Origin of the sequence: Plantibacter sp. Leaf314 (assembly GCF_001423185.1) — a bacterium.
Classification (GTDB): domain Bacteria; phylum Actinomycetota; class Actinomycetes; order Actinomycetales; family Microbacteriaceae; genus Plantibacter.
Genome location: NZ_LMOB01000001.1, coordinates 1,930,204 through 1,943,154 on the forward strand (window position 1 = coordinate 1,930,204; position 12,951 = coordinate 1,943,154).

Below are 12,951 nucleotides of genomic sequence, written 5' to 3' on the forward strand. Positions count from 1 at the left end.
CGGCCCCATTCTCCCAGGCGGTGCTGGAGCTCAGCAGCACCGTGAACCGGGCGTTCGGTCCTGCTCCGCGAAGCGCTCCCGCCAGAAGGTGCGCTCGTCGGGGACCGGGGTGTCCGGGTGCACGCGTCGGTGGTGCTCGACATAGGTCGCGTAGGCGGTGTCGCCCATGAGCGAGGTGACGAACCACCGCACCGACGCCCAGCCCCGCCGGACCGCGAGCCCCACGGCTCCCGGTCCGGTCGCCGACCCGGTGCCGGACATCAGTGCCCCGACCGTGCTGGACGCTTGTCGGCGTCCACCGTCGACCACTCGCGCTCGAGAGCCTTCTCCGCTTTCGTCGCGACGATCCCCGCCGGCGCGAAGCGACGCGACGGGAGCGCCGGGTCCTCCGAACTCGGCCCACCACCTGTGCGGAACGACCGGACGGTGTGGAGGATCGCGAAGAAGATGACGATGATCGCGAGGGTCACGAACAGGATCGACAGCACGCCCTGCACGGTGGTGTTCCGCACGACCGCCTCCATCGCCGCCCGCGTCGGCGCGTTCCCGAAGCTGTCTTCGCCGGCGGCGAGCGCCTCGCGGAACGCCGCGTTCTGCGCCCAGTAGCCGACGGCGGGGACGGGCGAGAAGATCTTGAACATCGACGCGGTGATCGTCACGACCGCGGTGAAGGCCAACGGCACGGCGACGATCCACAGCCACCGGAAGTTCCCGCGTTTCGCGACGATCGCCATGCAGACCGCGAGCGCGATCGCGGCGAGCAGCTGGTTCGCGATGCCGAACAACGGGAACAGGGTGTTGATGCCGCCGAGCGGGTCGGTGACGCCCATGATGAGGATCGCTCCCCACGCCGCGACCATCACGGCCGTGCAGATCCAGGCGCCGAGTCGCCAGTCGGGGTCGCGGAACTTCGGGATGATGTTGCCGAAGGTGTCCTGGAGCATGAAGCGGGCCACACGCGTGCCGGCGTCGACGGCGGTGAGGATGAAGAGGGCCTCGAACATGATCGCGAAGTGGTACCAGAACGACATGAGCGCGGTGCCGCCGATGAGCTGCTGCATGATGTGCGCGAGGCCGAGGGCGAGCGTCGGTGCACCGCCGGTGCGGGACACGATCGACTCCTCCCCCACGTTCGCTGCGGTCTGCGTGAGCACGTCGGGGGTGAGGTTCACCCCGGCGAGCCCGAGCGAGTTCACGAAGGCGACCGCGCCCTCGACGGTGCCACCGGTCGCCGCCGCGGAGGAGTTCATCGCGAAGTAGATGCCGCGGTCGATGGACAGGGCGGCGACGAGGGCCATGATCGCGACGAACGACTCCATGAGCATGCCGCCGTAGCCGATGAACCGGGTCTGGCGTTCCTTCTCGACGAGCTTCGGCGTGGTGCCGGACGCGATGAGCGCGTGGAAGCCGGAGAGGGCGCCGCACGCGATCGTGACGAAGAGGAACGGGAAGAGCGAGCCGCTGACCACCGGGCCGGCGTCACCACCGGCGAACTCGCTGAACGCGGGCACCGTGATCTCCGGCCGCACGAGGACGATCGCCCCGGCGAGCATCACGATCGTGCCGATCTTCATGAACGTGGAGAGGTAGTCGCGCGGTGCGAGCAGCAGCCACACCGGCAGGATCGCGGCGACGAAGCCGTAGACGATGATGCCGACGGCGATGACCGTGCGGTCGAGGGTGAACGCCGCGGCGCCCCACTCGGTCTCCGCGACCCAGCCGCCCGCGACGATCGCGAACATGAGGAGGACGAAGCCGATGATGGAGATCTCGGTGATCTTGCCCGGCCGGATGAACCGCAGGTACACACCCATGAACAGCGCGATCGGGATCGTCATCGACACGCTGAAGACGCCCCAGGGGCTCTCGCCGAGGGCGTTGACGACGACGAGGGCGAGGATCGCGACGATGATGACCATGATCGCGAGCGTCGCGATGATCGCGGCCGTCCCACCGATCACGCCGAGCTCGTCGCGCGCCATCTGGCCGAGGGAGCGGCCGCCGCGGCGCATCGAGAAGAAGAGGACGAGGTAGTCCTGCACGGCTCCGGCGAGGATCACGCCGATGATGATCCAGATGGTGCCGGGCAGGTAACCCATCTGCGCGGCGAGCACGGGGCCGACGAGGGGGCCGGCACCGGCGATCGCGGCGAAGTGGTGCCCGTAGAGGACGCGGCGGTCGGTGGGGACGAAGTCCTTGCCGTTGGCGAGGTACTCGGCCGGCGTCGCCCGCCGGTCGTCGGGGCGGAGCAGTTTCCGTTCGATGAGCTTCGAGTAGAAGCGGTAGGCGATGAGGTAGGTGCAGACCGCCGCGAAGACGAACCAGATCGCGTTGACCGTCTCGCCGCGGACGAGTGCCAGCATCGTCCACGCGAACCCGCCGAGGAGGGCGATGGCGACCCAGAGGACCACCTTGGCGGGGGTCCAGCGCGGGGCGTGCTCGGCCTCGTCGACCGCGGTGGGTGGGAGCTCCGGATCCTGGACGAGGACGGGTTCCGCCTCACCCCCACCGGCGGGCTGCTGTGCTCCGCGCCGGTTCGATCCTGCGCGTGCTCGGTCCTGTCGTCCGGCGTCGTTGCCCATGACGATTCCTCCCTCAACGGTGGTGTTCGTGCGTCGAGGGTAACAGCGACCCGCCGGTGGGCGCTCGACCGGATCCGGCCTCACCGGGCTGGAACGGGACTCGCGCGATCAAGCACTTGCAGGGTTGGTTCCGGGGTGGTTTCCAGCCGCCGGACGCCTTGCGCCCAGGGTTCGGCGCAAGACTGATCCGGTCTTTGCTGTTCCGATCGACCACCCGCCCCTTGACCACCGGATCCCCATGACCCTGACGTTCCCCGTTCCGTCGTCCGACGACAGCGTGCAACGACGTGGGTTGCGCGAGGCGCTCTCCGATGCCGTGGTGCAGGACTTCATCGACGACCTCCCGGTCCCGACCCGGCCGTCCGACCTCGCGACCCGGCTGCTGTACCCGCGCTGGCAGGTGTACTCGGACATCCACGAGGGCAAGCTCATCGCCGAGCGGGTGCGGCGCAACACGCGCCTGTTGAAGGTCGACGTGGAGCGCAACCGTGCATGGATCGCGCACGGACTCGCCACCCGACGGGCGCGGGCCGGCTCCGGCGTCGACACACCCGAGCAGGAGACGCCCGTCTCCGTCGTCATCGTGGACCCCGAGGCCTTGGCGCAGCTGCACGCGATCACCGCGAGTGGTCTGAGCATCCGCGAGGCGGTCGAACACGCGCTGCGGTCGATGAGCACCCCACCGGAGGCCGAGGACGGGCGGCGGGTCACCCCGCCGGTGGCGAAGATGCTCCCCGACCTCGACGCCCACCGTCGGCAGGCGCGGGTGGGCTGACGCCGCGCCGAGCCTCAGCCGAGCACGCCGCGCGTCAGAGGGACGAGCGCATCGCCCGCTCGAACTGCTCGACGAACTGCGCGCCGGGGTCGGACCAGTCGGCGGCCGTGATCGACGCCGAGATCCGCTTGGCGTGCTCGATCGCATCGGGACGCTCGACGATGTCGACGAGTCGCCTGGCGATCGCAGCGGGCGACAGCGGCACGTACTCGATGTGCTGGCTGTCGAGCACCCCGGTCGTGTTCGGGCTGTCGTTGACGACGGGCACCACCCCGGAGGACATGATCTCCAGCGGGAGCAGCGACATGTCAGTGAGCGACAGCACGAGGCCTGCGGCGCAGCGGTTGTACACGGCGTTCAGCTCGGAGATGTCCATGGCCGAGCGGTTCACGAACGGGAACCCCGTCTCGTAGCCCGACATGTCCCAGCCGACGAGGTTGATCGTGATGTCCGGGCGCAGCCGGTGGAACTCGGTCAGCGCGAGCTCACCGATCTCCCAGCCGCGCCGAGGCGTCGGCGGACGGGCGTAGAAGAGGATCTCGGTGCGGGGTGCGTCGTTCACGTGCGAGTAGTGTTGCTTGTCGACCGAGTAGTCGAAGTGGTCGCAGCTCATGCCGTACTCGTCGGCGACCTTCCTGGCCAACCACGGTCCGGCCGAGAACCCGTGGAACCCGAAGCGGTAGGTGTTCTCAGCGAGGACGTACTCACTGCTGGCCGGGTAGAACCACGGTTCGAAGTCCTGCACGAAGGAGAACCGCTTCGCCGGCCCCTGGTAGCGGAACGCGGGGTACGCCGTCTGCCAGTCGGAGGACACGACGACGTCGGCCCCAGGCGCGATGCCGGTGACGGGGTCGTACCGGACGATGTCGGCCTGCAGCTCCGGGTAGGCGCTGCTCGCCGCCATCATCGCGCGGATCCCGGCGATGTCGACGGCGGGCTGCGCGGACGCCTGGTACAGGTAGATCGTGAGGCGGTGACCGGCGCGTTCGAGGAACTCCATGAAGCGGAACGCGTTCTGATGCCCGCCGGAGGTGCGGCTCGGCGGTGAGATCAACCACGCCACGTCGTAGGGGCGCCGGGGGAACTCGGCGACGTTGAAGTGCCGCGGCACCGTCCAGTCGGCGGCGATCGCGTCGCTCGGGTAGAGGTCGGTCGGCTTCCGACGCATCGGGTTGAATCGTCCGTCGGCGAAGTGCGCGGCACGCCAGAGCGTCGACCGGACACCCTCGCCACGGATGGCGCGGAGCCCCTGCTCGATCATGCCCATATGGAATCCTGTCCCGTCGATGCCGTCGTCGCCGCCGTGAGGTCGGGTGTCGCCCCGAACGCGCGGACCGCGGCGACGACCCGGTCCACCTCGGCGTCGGTCATCGCCGGCCACAGCGGCAGCCGGACGAGGCGTTCGGCGAACCGGACCGCGTGCTGCGGTTCCGACACCACCCGACCGTATCGCCGACCGGCCGCACTCGAATGGAGCGGCACGTAGTGGAAGGCGGCACCGATGCCGTGCGCCTGCAGGTGGCGGAGGAACTCCTGTTGCACCTCGGCGTCCGGGAGCAGCAGGAAGAAGAGGTGTGCGGCGTGCACGCCGCCGGGCGGGTCCATGAGCGTCGCGCCACGATCGTGCGCCCACTCGGCGAGCTCGGCCGCGTACCGGTCCCAGATCCGGTGCCGGTGCGCCTGGATGACGTCGAAGTCGCGGAGTTGGGTGTCGAGCACCGCGGCGTTCAGTTCGCTCGGCAGGTAGCTGGAGCCGAGGTCCGCCCAGCTGTACTTGTCGACCTGACCTCGGAGGAACTGGGCGCGGTCGGTTCCCTTCTCGCGCATGATCTCGGCGCGGAGCAGCACGGACTCGTCGTTGATGAGCAACGCACCGCCCTCGCCGCAGTGCACGTTCTTCGTGTCGTGGAAGCTCTGCGCGGCCATCGTCCCGACCGTGCCGAGCCGGACACCAGCGCCGCTGACGCCGAGGCCGTGCGCGTTGTCCTCGAGCAGGTGCAGTCCGTGTTCGGCGGCGAGACCGAGGAAGGCCGGTACATCCACGGGGACGCCGCCGTAGTGCATGACCGAGATCGCCCGCGTGCGGGGTCCGATGGCGTCGGCGACGTGCTGCGGGTCGAGGTTGCCCGTCGTCGGGTCACTGTCGACGAAGACCGGCGTCGCCCCGGCGAGGACGACCGCGTTCGCCGCCGAGGGGAACGTGAAGCTCGGGAGGATCACCTCGTCACCCGGCCCGACGCCGATCAGCCGGGTCATCATCTCGAGCGCGTGGGTCCCCGAGGTGGTGAGGAGGACGTGCTGGGCGCCCGTGAGGTGCCGGAGTCGGTCGGAGGCCGATGCCGTGAACCGGCCGTCGCCGTGGACGTGGTCCGAGGCGAGCACCTGCTCGAGCTGTTCGAGTTCACCGGCGGCACGGTAGGGCTTCGACAGCGGGATGCGCGGCGAGATCCCGACCTCCGCCATCATCGGCCACCCAGCAGCAGCGCGACGATGAAGACCGCTGCGACGATCACGACCGCGACGATGACGATGGTGGCGATGATCCCGATGCCGACCGTCGGTGAATCCTCGACGGTGGCGCGACGCTCACCGTCCCGTCGTCTTGCGCTCACGTGTCGTTCCTCATGCTGATCCCCCCGGATGTCGATCGGGCGGTTCGCACCGACCCACCGGGCACGTTGGAGCCCGCCCGGGTGCTCCAGTATCGGTCGCGCGACGATCGGCCCACATCCTGCTGCGGGCTACTCCACCCCCGCCACCTGGCGGGTTCCGAAGCCGGACCGTCACCGCTCCATCCCGTGGGCTCGTAGGGTGAGAGTCGAGCTGAGGAGACCCCGTGATCAGAGTGGCCGTCGTCGACGACGAGGCGTTGGTGCGATCCGGGTTCGAACTCATCCTCGGCGCGGTCGAGGACATCGAGGTCGTCGCCTCGGTCGACGGGGTCGCGGCCGTCGACGCCATCCGCGCGAGTGGTCCCGACGTCGTCCTCCTCGACGTCCGCATGCCCGGCCGGAACGGGCTCGACATCCTCGACGAACTGCAGACCTGGGACGACCCGCCCGTCGTCGCGATCCTGACCACCTTCGACTCCGACGACTACATCGCGCGCGCCCTCCGCAGTGGCGCCGCGGGGTTCCTGGTGAAGGACACCGACCCGGAGCAGCTCCCCATGCTGCTCCGCTCGCTGTCGGCAGGCGGCATCGTGCTGTCGCCGCAGGTGTCCCGGACCCTCGTCGGCGGCTTCGCCAGGAGCGCCGACCGCGAGGCGGCCCGGCGATTGTCCGGCTTGACCGGCCGCGAACAGGACGTGCTGGCGGCGCTGCGGACGGGCGCGTCGAACACGGAGATCGGCGAGGCGCTGCATCTCAGCCGGGCGACGGTGAAGGACCATGTGAGTGCGATCCTCGGCAAGCTCGACGTCACCACCCGGCTCGAGGCGGCGATCATCGCGGAGCGCGCCGGTGTCCGCGTCGACGAGACGGATCACGCATGACCCGCCGATCCCGGCTCTGGTCGGTCCTCATCGAACTCGCCATCATCGCGGCGGCCGTCGTCGAGAGCCTCGCGACGCTCGAATGGGCGTCGCCCTGGGAGTCGGGGCTGGCGATCGCAGCGGCGGTCGGACTGATCTTCCGGCGACGGTGGCCGTGGATCGCGCTCCTCTTCGCCGTGCCGGCGTTCACCCTCAACCTCGCGACCCTCGCCGGCCTCGCCTCGCTGTTCTCCGTCGCGGTCCGGGAGCGCCGACGCTGGCGGCTCGTCGCGACGGGCATCGTCGTCTTCGTCCTCGCGGCCGTGCCGTGGTGGGGGTGGAACTCCGCCAACTACACGATCCTGTCCATCGTCTACGCCGGCCTGTACGCGGCGGCGCCGATCGCTTTGGGCCTGCTCGTGCGCACCAGACGGGAGCTGTTCGACCGGATCCGCGATCTCGAGCAGGTCCGCCGGACCGAGCGCGCGCGCATCGCCTCCGACGTCCTCGTCGAGGAGCGCACGCGCATCGCGAGGGAGATGCACGACGTGGTCTCCCACCAGGTCAGCCTCATCGCCGTCCAGGCTGGGGCGATCCAGGTGCAGACCGAGGAGCCGGGGACGAAGCGGATGGCGGTCACGATCCGTTCGCTCGCCTCGCGCACCCTCGACGAGCTCCGCGACATGGTCACCCTGCTCCGCGCGGAGACGGGGCATGCACCGTTGGCGCCGCAACCGACGGTCGAGGACCTCAGCCGGCTGATCGCCGACAGTGGGATCGACGTCACCACGGGGATCGAGCTGCCGGACGGGCTTCCGGCGCCGCTGCAGCGGGCGATCTACCGGACGGTGCAGGAGGGCCTCACGAACGCCCGCAAGCATGCCCCGGGAGCGCCCGTCGAGCTCCGGGCCAGTGCCTCACCCGACGAGGTCACCGTCGTCATCCGGAACGCTCGTCCGGCGCGGTCGGCGGGGACCACGTGGTCGTCGGCGGGCCACGGGCTCGTCGGCCTCACCGAGCGGGCGGAACTCCTCAACGGGACGCTCCTCACCGAGGACGCGCCCACCTCCTTCACGCTGACGTTCCGCGCTCCGTACTAGCGGGTGCTCGAGCGGTCGTCGGTGGAGAGCACCGACATCAGGATCGAGTCGACCCATTCGCCGTCCCAGCGGAGGGTGTGGCGCTGACGCCCCTCGACGACGAACCCAGCCTTGACGTAGGACCGCTCCGCGCGCGGATTGAACGAGTACACGTCGAGGACCACCCGGTGCAGCCCGAGGACGTCGAACGCGTGGTCGAGCACCGCCGTCGTCGCCTCCGTCCCGAAGCCCTGCCCGGTCCGGCCGGGAGCCAGCGCGATCCGGAAGTTCATCGAGGCGTTGTCCTCGTCGAGCTCGTTGAGCACCACTTCACCGAGGTACTCGCCCGAATCGATCGCTGTGATAGCCCAGTCGGCCCGGTCGTCCCGCGCGCCGACGGTCGCAAGGTGCCGCTCGATCGCCTCGCGCGGGATGGGTTCAGGCGTCCCGGTGAGACGCAGGGTCTCCGGGTCGGCCAGGCCGCGAAGGGTCGGCTCGAGGTGGACCGGGGCGAGCGGGACCAACCGGAGCCTCGGGGTCGTGAGGGTGTCGAGCTTCGCGAGCTTCGAGGTGTCCACCGTCGGAACGGTCATGCCTGCGACTCCTCGTCGCGCTCGTCGCCGAACAGCGGCCGCTGGAACCGGCGCTCGAACCGCAGGATGCAGCCGGTGCCCCGCACGAGCTCGTAGGCCTCGATGCACTCGGGGTCCGTCTCGGCCGCGATGCGGTACTGCTCGTACGCGGCGAGCGACGGGAAGGTGAACAGCGCGAACGCCTCGTCGTTGTCGCCCTCCGCGGGGAGGAAGTAGCCGTGGTGATCACCACCGAGCCGGTTGACGAGACGGATCCAACGCCGCCCATACTCGGTGAAGGTGTCGAGCTGCTCAGGGTCGATCCGGTAGCGCAGGTGGATGGTGATCATGGATCCCAGTCTGGCGGTTCCCCGACGACCGTCGTCATACGGGGCTTCCTGGACCGCCCGACACCTACGCTGGAACGGTCCCCAGCACGCCACGGAAGGTGATCGAGATGAGTTCCGAGTACGACGACGCGGCCGCGAACGGGCTCGCCCGCGCCCTGCGTGTGCCGGCCTCCTCGGACCGGCTCCAAGCCGCGCTCGCAGCCGGCACCACGCCGAAGCCTGCCTACATCGAGGTGCTCGTCGACCGGTGCGCCGTCGAACCCGACTTCTTCGTGCGCGACATGCTCACCTGGGCCCTCGTGCGGCACGACCCCGAGGTGACCGTGCCCCGCCTCGTCGAAGAACTCGGCTCGGTGTTCCCACAGGCCCGCAGCCAGGCGCTCCACACCCTGTCGAAGACCGGCGACCCGCGCACCTGGTCGGCGATCACCCTCGCACTCCTGGAGGACGACGAGGATCAGGTCGCCCGAGCCGCATGGCGCACCGCCGCAGGTGTCGTCCCCGAGCGCGAGGCGCCGGCGCTCGCCGAGTTGCTTGCGCGGCAGTTCGGACGCGGCGACCGTGACGTGCGACTCAGCCTGACCCGTGCGTTCCTCTCCATCGGCGAGCTCGCGGTGGACGCCGTCGAACAGGTGACGGATGCCGAGCAGTCCGAGCGCGAGGCACGGGTGCACGCCCGCGCGACCGCCCGGATGCTGCGCGACCCGGAACTCGACTTCGACGAGGCGATCCAGGAAGCCCAGCACGCCCTCCGCCAAGGACGCTGACGGCGCGGATCCGCCGCGCCGACCTCAGCGCAGCCGGGCGGTGCGCAGGGTCGCCGTCGCACTGTGCGCGGCCATGCCCTCCGAGTCGGAGATGACCTGCACCGCATCGGCCAGCTCGGGCGTCGCCGACTCCGCGATCCGCTGGTAGGTGAGCGGCTTCAGGAACCGCGACACCGACAGCCCGGCACTGTGCTTGGCACCGCCGGCCGTCGGGAGGACGTGGTTGGTCCCCGCCATGCCCTTGTCCGAGTACGCGACGGTGCTCCACGCGCCGAGGAAGATCGAGCCGTAGTTGAGCAACCGCTCGTGGTACCAGGCGTCGTCGGCCGTGATGACCTCGAGGTGCTCGGGGGCGAGGTCGTCCATGAGCGCTGCTGCGGTCTCCCGGTCCGCAGCCACCGTCACGGAACCGTAGTCGCGCCAAGCCGGCCCGCAGATCGACTCGGTCGAGAGCGTCGGCAGCTGCCGTTCGACCTCGGCGACGACCGCCCGGCCCAGCTCCTCCGATGTCGTCACGAGCGCGGCCGGCGAATTCGGCCCGTGCTCGGCCTGCCCGAGGAGGTCGGCGGCCACGAGGATCGGGTCGGCGGTCTCGTCCGCGAGGACGGCGACCTCGGACGGACCGGCGAGGAGATCGATCGCGACCGTGCCGAACAGCTGCCGCTTCGCCTCGGCCACGAAGGCATTGCCCGCGCCGACGAGCATGTCGATCGGCAGCTCGCCGAGCAGCCCGTAGGCCATCGCGGCGAGCGCCTGCACCCCGCCGAGGACGAAGACGCGGTCGACACCGGAGACGTGCGCGGCGTAGACGACGGCGTCGTTCGCGCCGCCGTCCGGCTGCGGTGGCGTGCAGGCGATGACCGTCGGCACCCCGGCCTGCTTGGCGACGCCGACCGTCATGAACGCGCTGGCGGTGAGGGGGAAGCGGCCGGCCGGGAGGTAGGCGCCGACGCGGGAGACGGGCACGTACTTCACGCCCGTGACGAGTCCGGGGACGAGCTCGGTCTCGAAGTCCTGCAGGTGCGCCCGCTGCTCCTGGGCGAAGGCGCGGGTGCGCTCGCCGCCGAGGTCGATGGCGGCTCGGAGGTCGGCGGGGAGGCGGTCGCCGCTGGTCGCGATCTGCTCGCGCGTCAGCTCGACGTCGCCGCCCTCGTACCGGTCGAGACGCTTGGCAGCGTCGAGCACGGCGTCCATGCCGCGACGCTCGATGTCGAGCAGCATGGCCGAGACGGTCTCGATGACGGCCGGGTCGCGCTGCGCCGGTGGAGCGTCGACGAGCGGTGTCTTGAGGTGGTGGAAGGAGCCGGCGAGGGACTGGAGCACGGGAGGACTGAAACGCATGCTGCGAGCGTACGAACGCGGTGCGCGGGCGACAACGGGGGACGTGCCTGCGCGAGCCATCGGGTCATCCGATACGCCGACGCGGGCTGGTGATCAGCGGCCAGCGGTCTGCGATCAGCGCCTCGGTGTCGTCGCGATCACCTGGTCGGGCTCCGCCGCCGCGAGCAGGGTGTGCTCTGCGAGTTCGGCGATCCGTGCGGTGGCCGGCGACAGGTAGGCGCCCTCGCGCTGCACGAGCGCGATCGTGTCGTAGAGCGGTTCGGCGAAGGGCGTGAGGGTCAACTCCTCCGGGAACCCGCCGGTGCGGGCGACCGTGCCGGACACGATGGTGTCCGCAGCGCCGGTCGCCGCGAGGCTCAGGGCGGTCTCCACGTGCTCGACCTCGACGGCGGGCTCGATCGACCGGCCTTGGAGACGAGCGCGCTCCAGCAGTTGGAGGCGCGTGGGGTCCCGCCACCCGGCGTAGGCGTCGTAGAGCACGAGCTTGGCGTCCGCGAACTCGTCGATCCCGACCGGTCCCGCGACAGGATCCCTGGTGGTGGAGGCGTAGAAGACCTCGTCGCGGAAGAGCGGCCGGATGGCGAGGCCCGTCACAGGCACCGGGAGGACCACGAGCCCGGCCTCGATCTCGCCGCTCGAGACGGAGTCCGCGACGAGCGCGGAGTTCAGTCCCACGAGTCGCACGCGCACGTTGGGGTACCGCTGGTGGAAGCGCTGAACGAGGTCGGAGAGCTCGTAGTAGGCGGCGTTGCGGAGGACACCGAAGGTGCATACGCCGCCGTCGAGCGAGGTGATCGCGGACAGCGCGTCGAGTCCGCCGTCGATGGCGGCGACCGCTCGCCTGGCGTGCTCGCGGAGCTCCTCGGCGGCGGCCGTCGGGACGAGCCGACGCGCACCGCGGGCGAACAGCTGGAGGCCGATCTCGCGCTCGAGGCGGCTCACGAGTTCGGACACGGAGGCCTGGCTGCTGTCGAGTTCGGCGGCCGCGGCGGTGAACGACCCGCTCTCGTAGGCGGCGAGGAAGGCGCGGAGTTGCGCGAGGGTCATGCGGTCAGCCTAGCGATGGCGGTCGGAGGAGCCCTGGGCGGTGACCGCCCCGTACAGCTCCGGCCGCCGGTCCGCGAGCACGTCGTTGCGTGGACCGATCCGGGTCGCGCCCCGGTCGATCCGGACGGTCGCGTCCACCCGTCCCCGCGCGTCCTTGGCGCCGACGGGCCAGCCGTCGGCCGGGATGATCGTGGTGCCCTCGGTCCACGGCTTGCCTGCCTCGGTGCCGGAGCGGTCGCAGCAGACGATCGGGATCGCGGACGCACGCGCCGCGGCCATCGCCTGCACGACCTCGGGTGCGCGCTCACCGACCGGTCGATCGACCAGGGGCCAGTTCGTCGGGACGACGAGGAGGTCCGCTCCCCGGAGGGCCAGACCGCGCGGCACCTCGGGGAACTCGAGGTCGTAGCAGACGAGGACGCCGAGCCGGCCGATCGGCGTCTCGACCACCGGCTGGGTCTCGCGGCCGGCCACGAAGACGGTCTGCTCCTCGTCCCACAGGTGCACCTTCCGGTAGACCCCGAGGGTGCCCGATGCGCCGAGGACCAGCGCACTGTTGTGGATCGTCTCGCCATCTCGTTCGCAGAAGCCGACGACCACCACGGTGTCTTCGGGGAGCAGCGACGCCCAGTCGGCGAACACGGGCGCGTCGCTCGGGAGTGCGACCGCGCGGGCCACCTCCGGGCCGTCCAGGTAGTACCCGCTCGTCGCGAGTTCGGGCAGGACGAGGAGCTGCACCCCGTCCGCGACGGCGTCCCGGATGGCCGCCTCGATGGTGCGGAGGTTGCCGGCGAGGTCGCCGAGGACGGGGGCGAGCTCCTGGGCGCGGACCCGGACACTCCGCGCATCGGGGTCGGTGTGGTCGATGGCGCCCGTCGGGTCGGTGCTGGTCATCCAGCGATCATACGAAGCCGCCGCCGACGGGACCATCGTGTTCCCCGATGGCTGGGATCGGGGCATGGCCGA

Annotated in this window: 14 protein-coding genes; 4 read left to right on the forward strand and 10 right to left on the reverse strand. The window is 70.5% G+C overall.

The features are described 5' to 3' along the window. Positions 1 to 30: 30 nt before the first annotated feature. Together ASF68_RS09115 and ASF68_RS09120 are read right to left on the reverse strand one after the other, a co-directional pair. A complete protein-coding gene (locus ASF68_RS09115) occupies positions 31 to 261 on the reverse strand; it encodes a YbdD/YjiX family protein (protein WP_056009478.1) in 231 nt (76 codons plus the stop codon). Further along, entirely contained in the window at positions 261 to 2,582 is a 2,322-nt protein-coding gene (locus ASF68_RS09120) for a carbon starvation CstA family protein (protein WP_082455968.1), read from the reverse strand. Before ASF68_RS09120 ends, ASF68_RS09115 begins: the two co-directional genes overlap by 1 nt. 238 nt (positions 2,583 to 2,820) lie before the next feature. Here ASF68_RS09120 and ASF68_RS09125 point away from each other — a divergent pair, with 238 nt between their 5' ends. Beyond that, a complete protein-coding gene (locus ASF68_RS09125) occupies positions 2,821 to 3,357 on the forward strand; it encodes a hypothetical protein (protein WP_056009480.1) in 537 nt (178 codons plus the stop codon). A 34-nt stretch (positions 3,358 to 3,391) separates the two neighbouring features. Here the strand turns inward: ASF68_RS09125 and ASF68_RS09130 are convergent, their stop codons facing one another. Genes ASF68_RS09130 through ASF68_RS18740 form a run of 3 tightly spaced genes read right to left on the reverse strand, consistent with a single transcriptional unit; the run spans position 3,392 to position 5,969 of the window. Beyond that, positions 3,392 to 4,618 (reverse strand): glycosyltransferase family 1 protein, encoded by a 1,227-nt coding sequence (locus ASF68_RS09130; protein ID WP_157580277.1) that lies wholly within the window; start codon positions 4,616 to 4,618, stop codon positions 3,392 to 3,394. Beyond that, positions 4,615 to 5,823 carry a dTDP-4-amino-4,6-dideoxygalactose transaminase gene (gene rffA, locus ASF68_RS09135; RefSeq protein WP_056009484.1) on the reverse strand — a complete coding sequence of 403 codons (1,209 nt, stop codon included), beginning with the start codon at positions 5,821 to 5,823 and terminating at the stop codon, positions 4,615 to 4,617. The genes ASF68_RS09130 and rffA overlap by 4 nt, the downstream gene beginning before the upstream one ends. Further along, on the reverse strand, positions 5,820 to 5,969 hold the full coding sequence (locus ASF68_RS18740) for a hypothetical protein (protein WP_157579901.1): 150 nt from the start codon (positions 5,967 to 5,969) through the stop codon (positions 5,820 to 5,822). Before ASF68_RS18740 ends, rffA begins: the two co-directional genes overlap by 4 nt. A gap of 224 nt (positions 5,970 to 6,193) precedes the next feature. Between ASF68_RS18740 and ASF68_RS09140 the strand changes: the two genes are divergently transcribed. Both ASF68_RS09140 and ASF68_RS09145 read left to right on the forward strand, forming a co-directional pair. Further along, the gene (locus ASF68_RS09140; RefSeq protein ID WP_056009486.1) at positions 6,194 to 6,850 is read left to right on the forward strand and encodes a response regulator transcription factor; all 657 of its coding nucleotides are present in this window, start codon (positions 6,194 to 6,196) and stop codon (positions 6,848 to 6,850) included. Continuing rightward, the gene (locus ASF68_RS09145; RefSeq protein ID WP_056009488.1) at positions 6,847 to 7,929 is read left to right on the forward strand and encodes a sensor histidine kinase; all 1,083 of its coding nucleotides are present in this window, start codon (positions 6,847 to 6,849) and stop codon (positions 7,927 to 7,929) included. The genes ASF68_RS09140 and ASF68_RS09145 overlap by 4 nt, the downstream gene beginning before the upstream one ends. Here the strand turns inward: ASF68_RS09145 and ASF68_RS09150 are convergent. Beyond that, positions 7,926 to 8,501 carry a GNAT family N-acetyltransferase gene (locus ASF68_RS09150; RefSeq protein ID WP_056009490.1) on the reverse strand — a complete coding sequence of 192 codons (576 nt, stop codon included), beginning with the start codon at positions 8,499 to 8,501 and terminating at the stop codon, positions 7,926 to 7,928. The two genes, ASF68_RS09145 and ASF68_RS09150, sit on opposite strands and share 4 nt — an antisense overlap. Then, positions 8,498 to 8,830: an NIPSNAP family protein gene (locus tag ASF68_RS09155; RefSeq protein WP_056009492.1), complete on the reverse strand. Its 333-nt coding sequence runs from the start codon at positions 8,828 to 8,830 to the stop codon at positions 8,498 to 8,500. Before ASF68_RS09155 ends, ASF68_RS09150 begins: the two co-directional genes overlap by 4 nt. Positions 8,831 to 8,937: 107 nt before the next feature. Here ASF68_RS09155 and ASF68_RS09160 point away from each other — a divergent pair, with 107 nt between their 5' ends. Further along, positions 8,938 to 9,597 carry a HEAT repeat domain-containing protein gene (locus ASF68_RS09160; RefSeq protein ID WP_056011671.1) on the forward strand — a complete coding sequence of 220 codons (660 nt, stop codon included), beginning with the start codon at positions 8,938 to 8,940 and terminating at the stop codon, positions 9,595 to 9,597. 24 nt (positions 9,598 to 9,621) lie between these two features. Here ASF68_RS09160 and hisD read toward each other — a convergent pair whose 3' ends face one another. The 3 genes from hisD to ASF68_RS09175 all read right to left on the reverse strand — a co-directional run bounded on the left by hisD (position 9,622) and on the right by ASF68_RS09175 (position 12,879). Further along, positions 9,622 to 10,938 (reverse strand): histidinol dehydrogenase, encoded by a 1,317-nt coding sequence (gene hisD / locus ASF68_RS09165; RefSeq protein WP_056009494.1) that lies wholly within the window; start codon positions 10,936 to 10,938, stop codon positions 9,622 to 9,624. Between the two features lie 114 nt (positions 10,939 to 11,052). Continuing rightward, positions 11,053 to 11,985 (reverse strand): LysR family transcriptional regulator, encoded by a 933-nt coding sequence (locus tag ASF68_RS09170; protein WP_056009496.1) that lies wholly within the window; start codon positions 11,983 to 11,985, stop codon positions 11,053 to 11,055. Between the two features lie 9 nt (positions 11,986 to 11,994). Further along, positions 11,995 to 12,879 (reverse strand): nitrilase-related carbon-nitrogen hydrolase, encoded by an 885-nt coding sequence (locus ASF68_RS09175; protein WP_056009498.1) that lies wholly within the window; start codon positions 12,877 to 12,879, stop codon positions 11,995 to 11,997. Positions 12,880 to 12,951: the final 72 nt, after the last annotated feature.

What these genes read in the sequence shown, in the direction of transcription:
- ASF68_RS09115 (WP_056009478.1), bottom strand. Translation starts at nt 261, where the DNA reads ATGTCCGGCACCGGGTCGGCGACCGGACCGGGAGCCGTGGGGCTCGCG.
- ASF68_RS09120 (WP_082455968.1), bottom strand. Translation starts at nt 2,582, where the DNA reads ATGGGCAACGACGCCGGACGACAGGACCGAGCACGCGCAGGATCGAAC.
- ASF68_RS09125 (WP_056009480.1), top strand. Translation starts at nt 2,821, where the DNA reads ATGACCCTGACGTTCCCCGTTCCGTCGTCCGACGACAGCGTGCAACGA.
- ASF68_RS09130 (WP_157580277.1), bottom strand. Translation starts at nt 4,618, where the DNA reads ATGATCGAGCAGGGGCTCCGCGCCATCCGTGGCGAGGGTGTCCGGTCG.
- rffA (WP_056009484.1), bottom strand. Translation starts at nt 5,823, where the DNA reads ATGATGGCGGAGGTCGGGATCTCGCCGCGCATCCCGCTGTCGAAGCCC.
- ASF68_RS09145 (WP_056009488.1), top strand. Translation starts at nt 6,847, where the DNA reads ATGACCCGCCGATCCCGGCTCTGGTCGGTCCTCATCGAACTCGCCATC.
- ASF68_RS09150 (WP_056009490.1), bottom strand. Translation starts at nt 8,501, where the DNA reads ATGACCGTTCCGACGGTGGACACCTCGAAGCTCGCGAAGCTCGACACC.
- ASF68_RS09155 (WP_056009492.1), bottom strand. Translation starts at nt 8,830, where the DNA reads ATGATCACCATCCACCTGCGCTACCGGATCGACCCTGAGCAGCTCGAC.
- ASF68_RS09160 (WP_056011671.1), top strand. Translation starts at nt 8,938, where the DNA reads ATGAGTTCCGAGTACGACGACGCGGCCGCGAACGGGCTCGCCCGCGCC.
- hisD (WP_056009494.1), bottom strand. Translation starts at nt 10,938, where the DNA reads ATGCGTTTCAGTCCTCCCGTGCTCCAGTCCCTCGCCGGCTCCTTCCAC.
- ASF68_RS09170 (WP_056009496.1), bottom strand. Translation starts at nt 11,985, where the DNA reads ATGACCCTCGCGCAACTCCGCGCCTTCCTCGCCGCCTACGAGAGCGGG.
- ASF68_RS09175 (WP_056009498.1), bottom strand. Translation starts at nt 12,879, where the DNA reads ATGACCAGCACCGACCCGACGGGCGCCATCGACCACACCGACCCCGAT.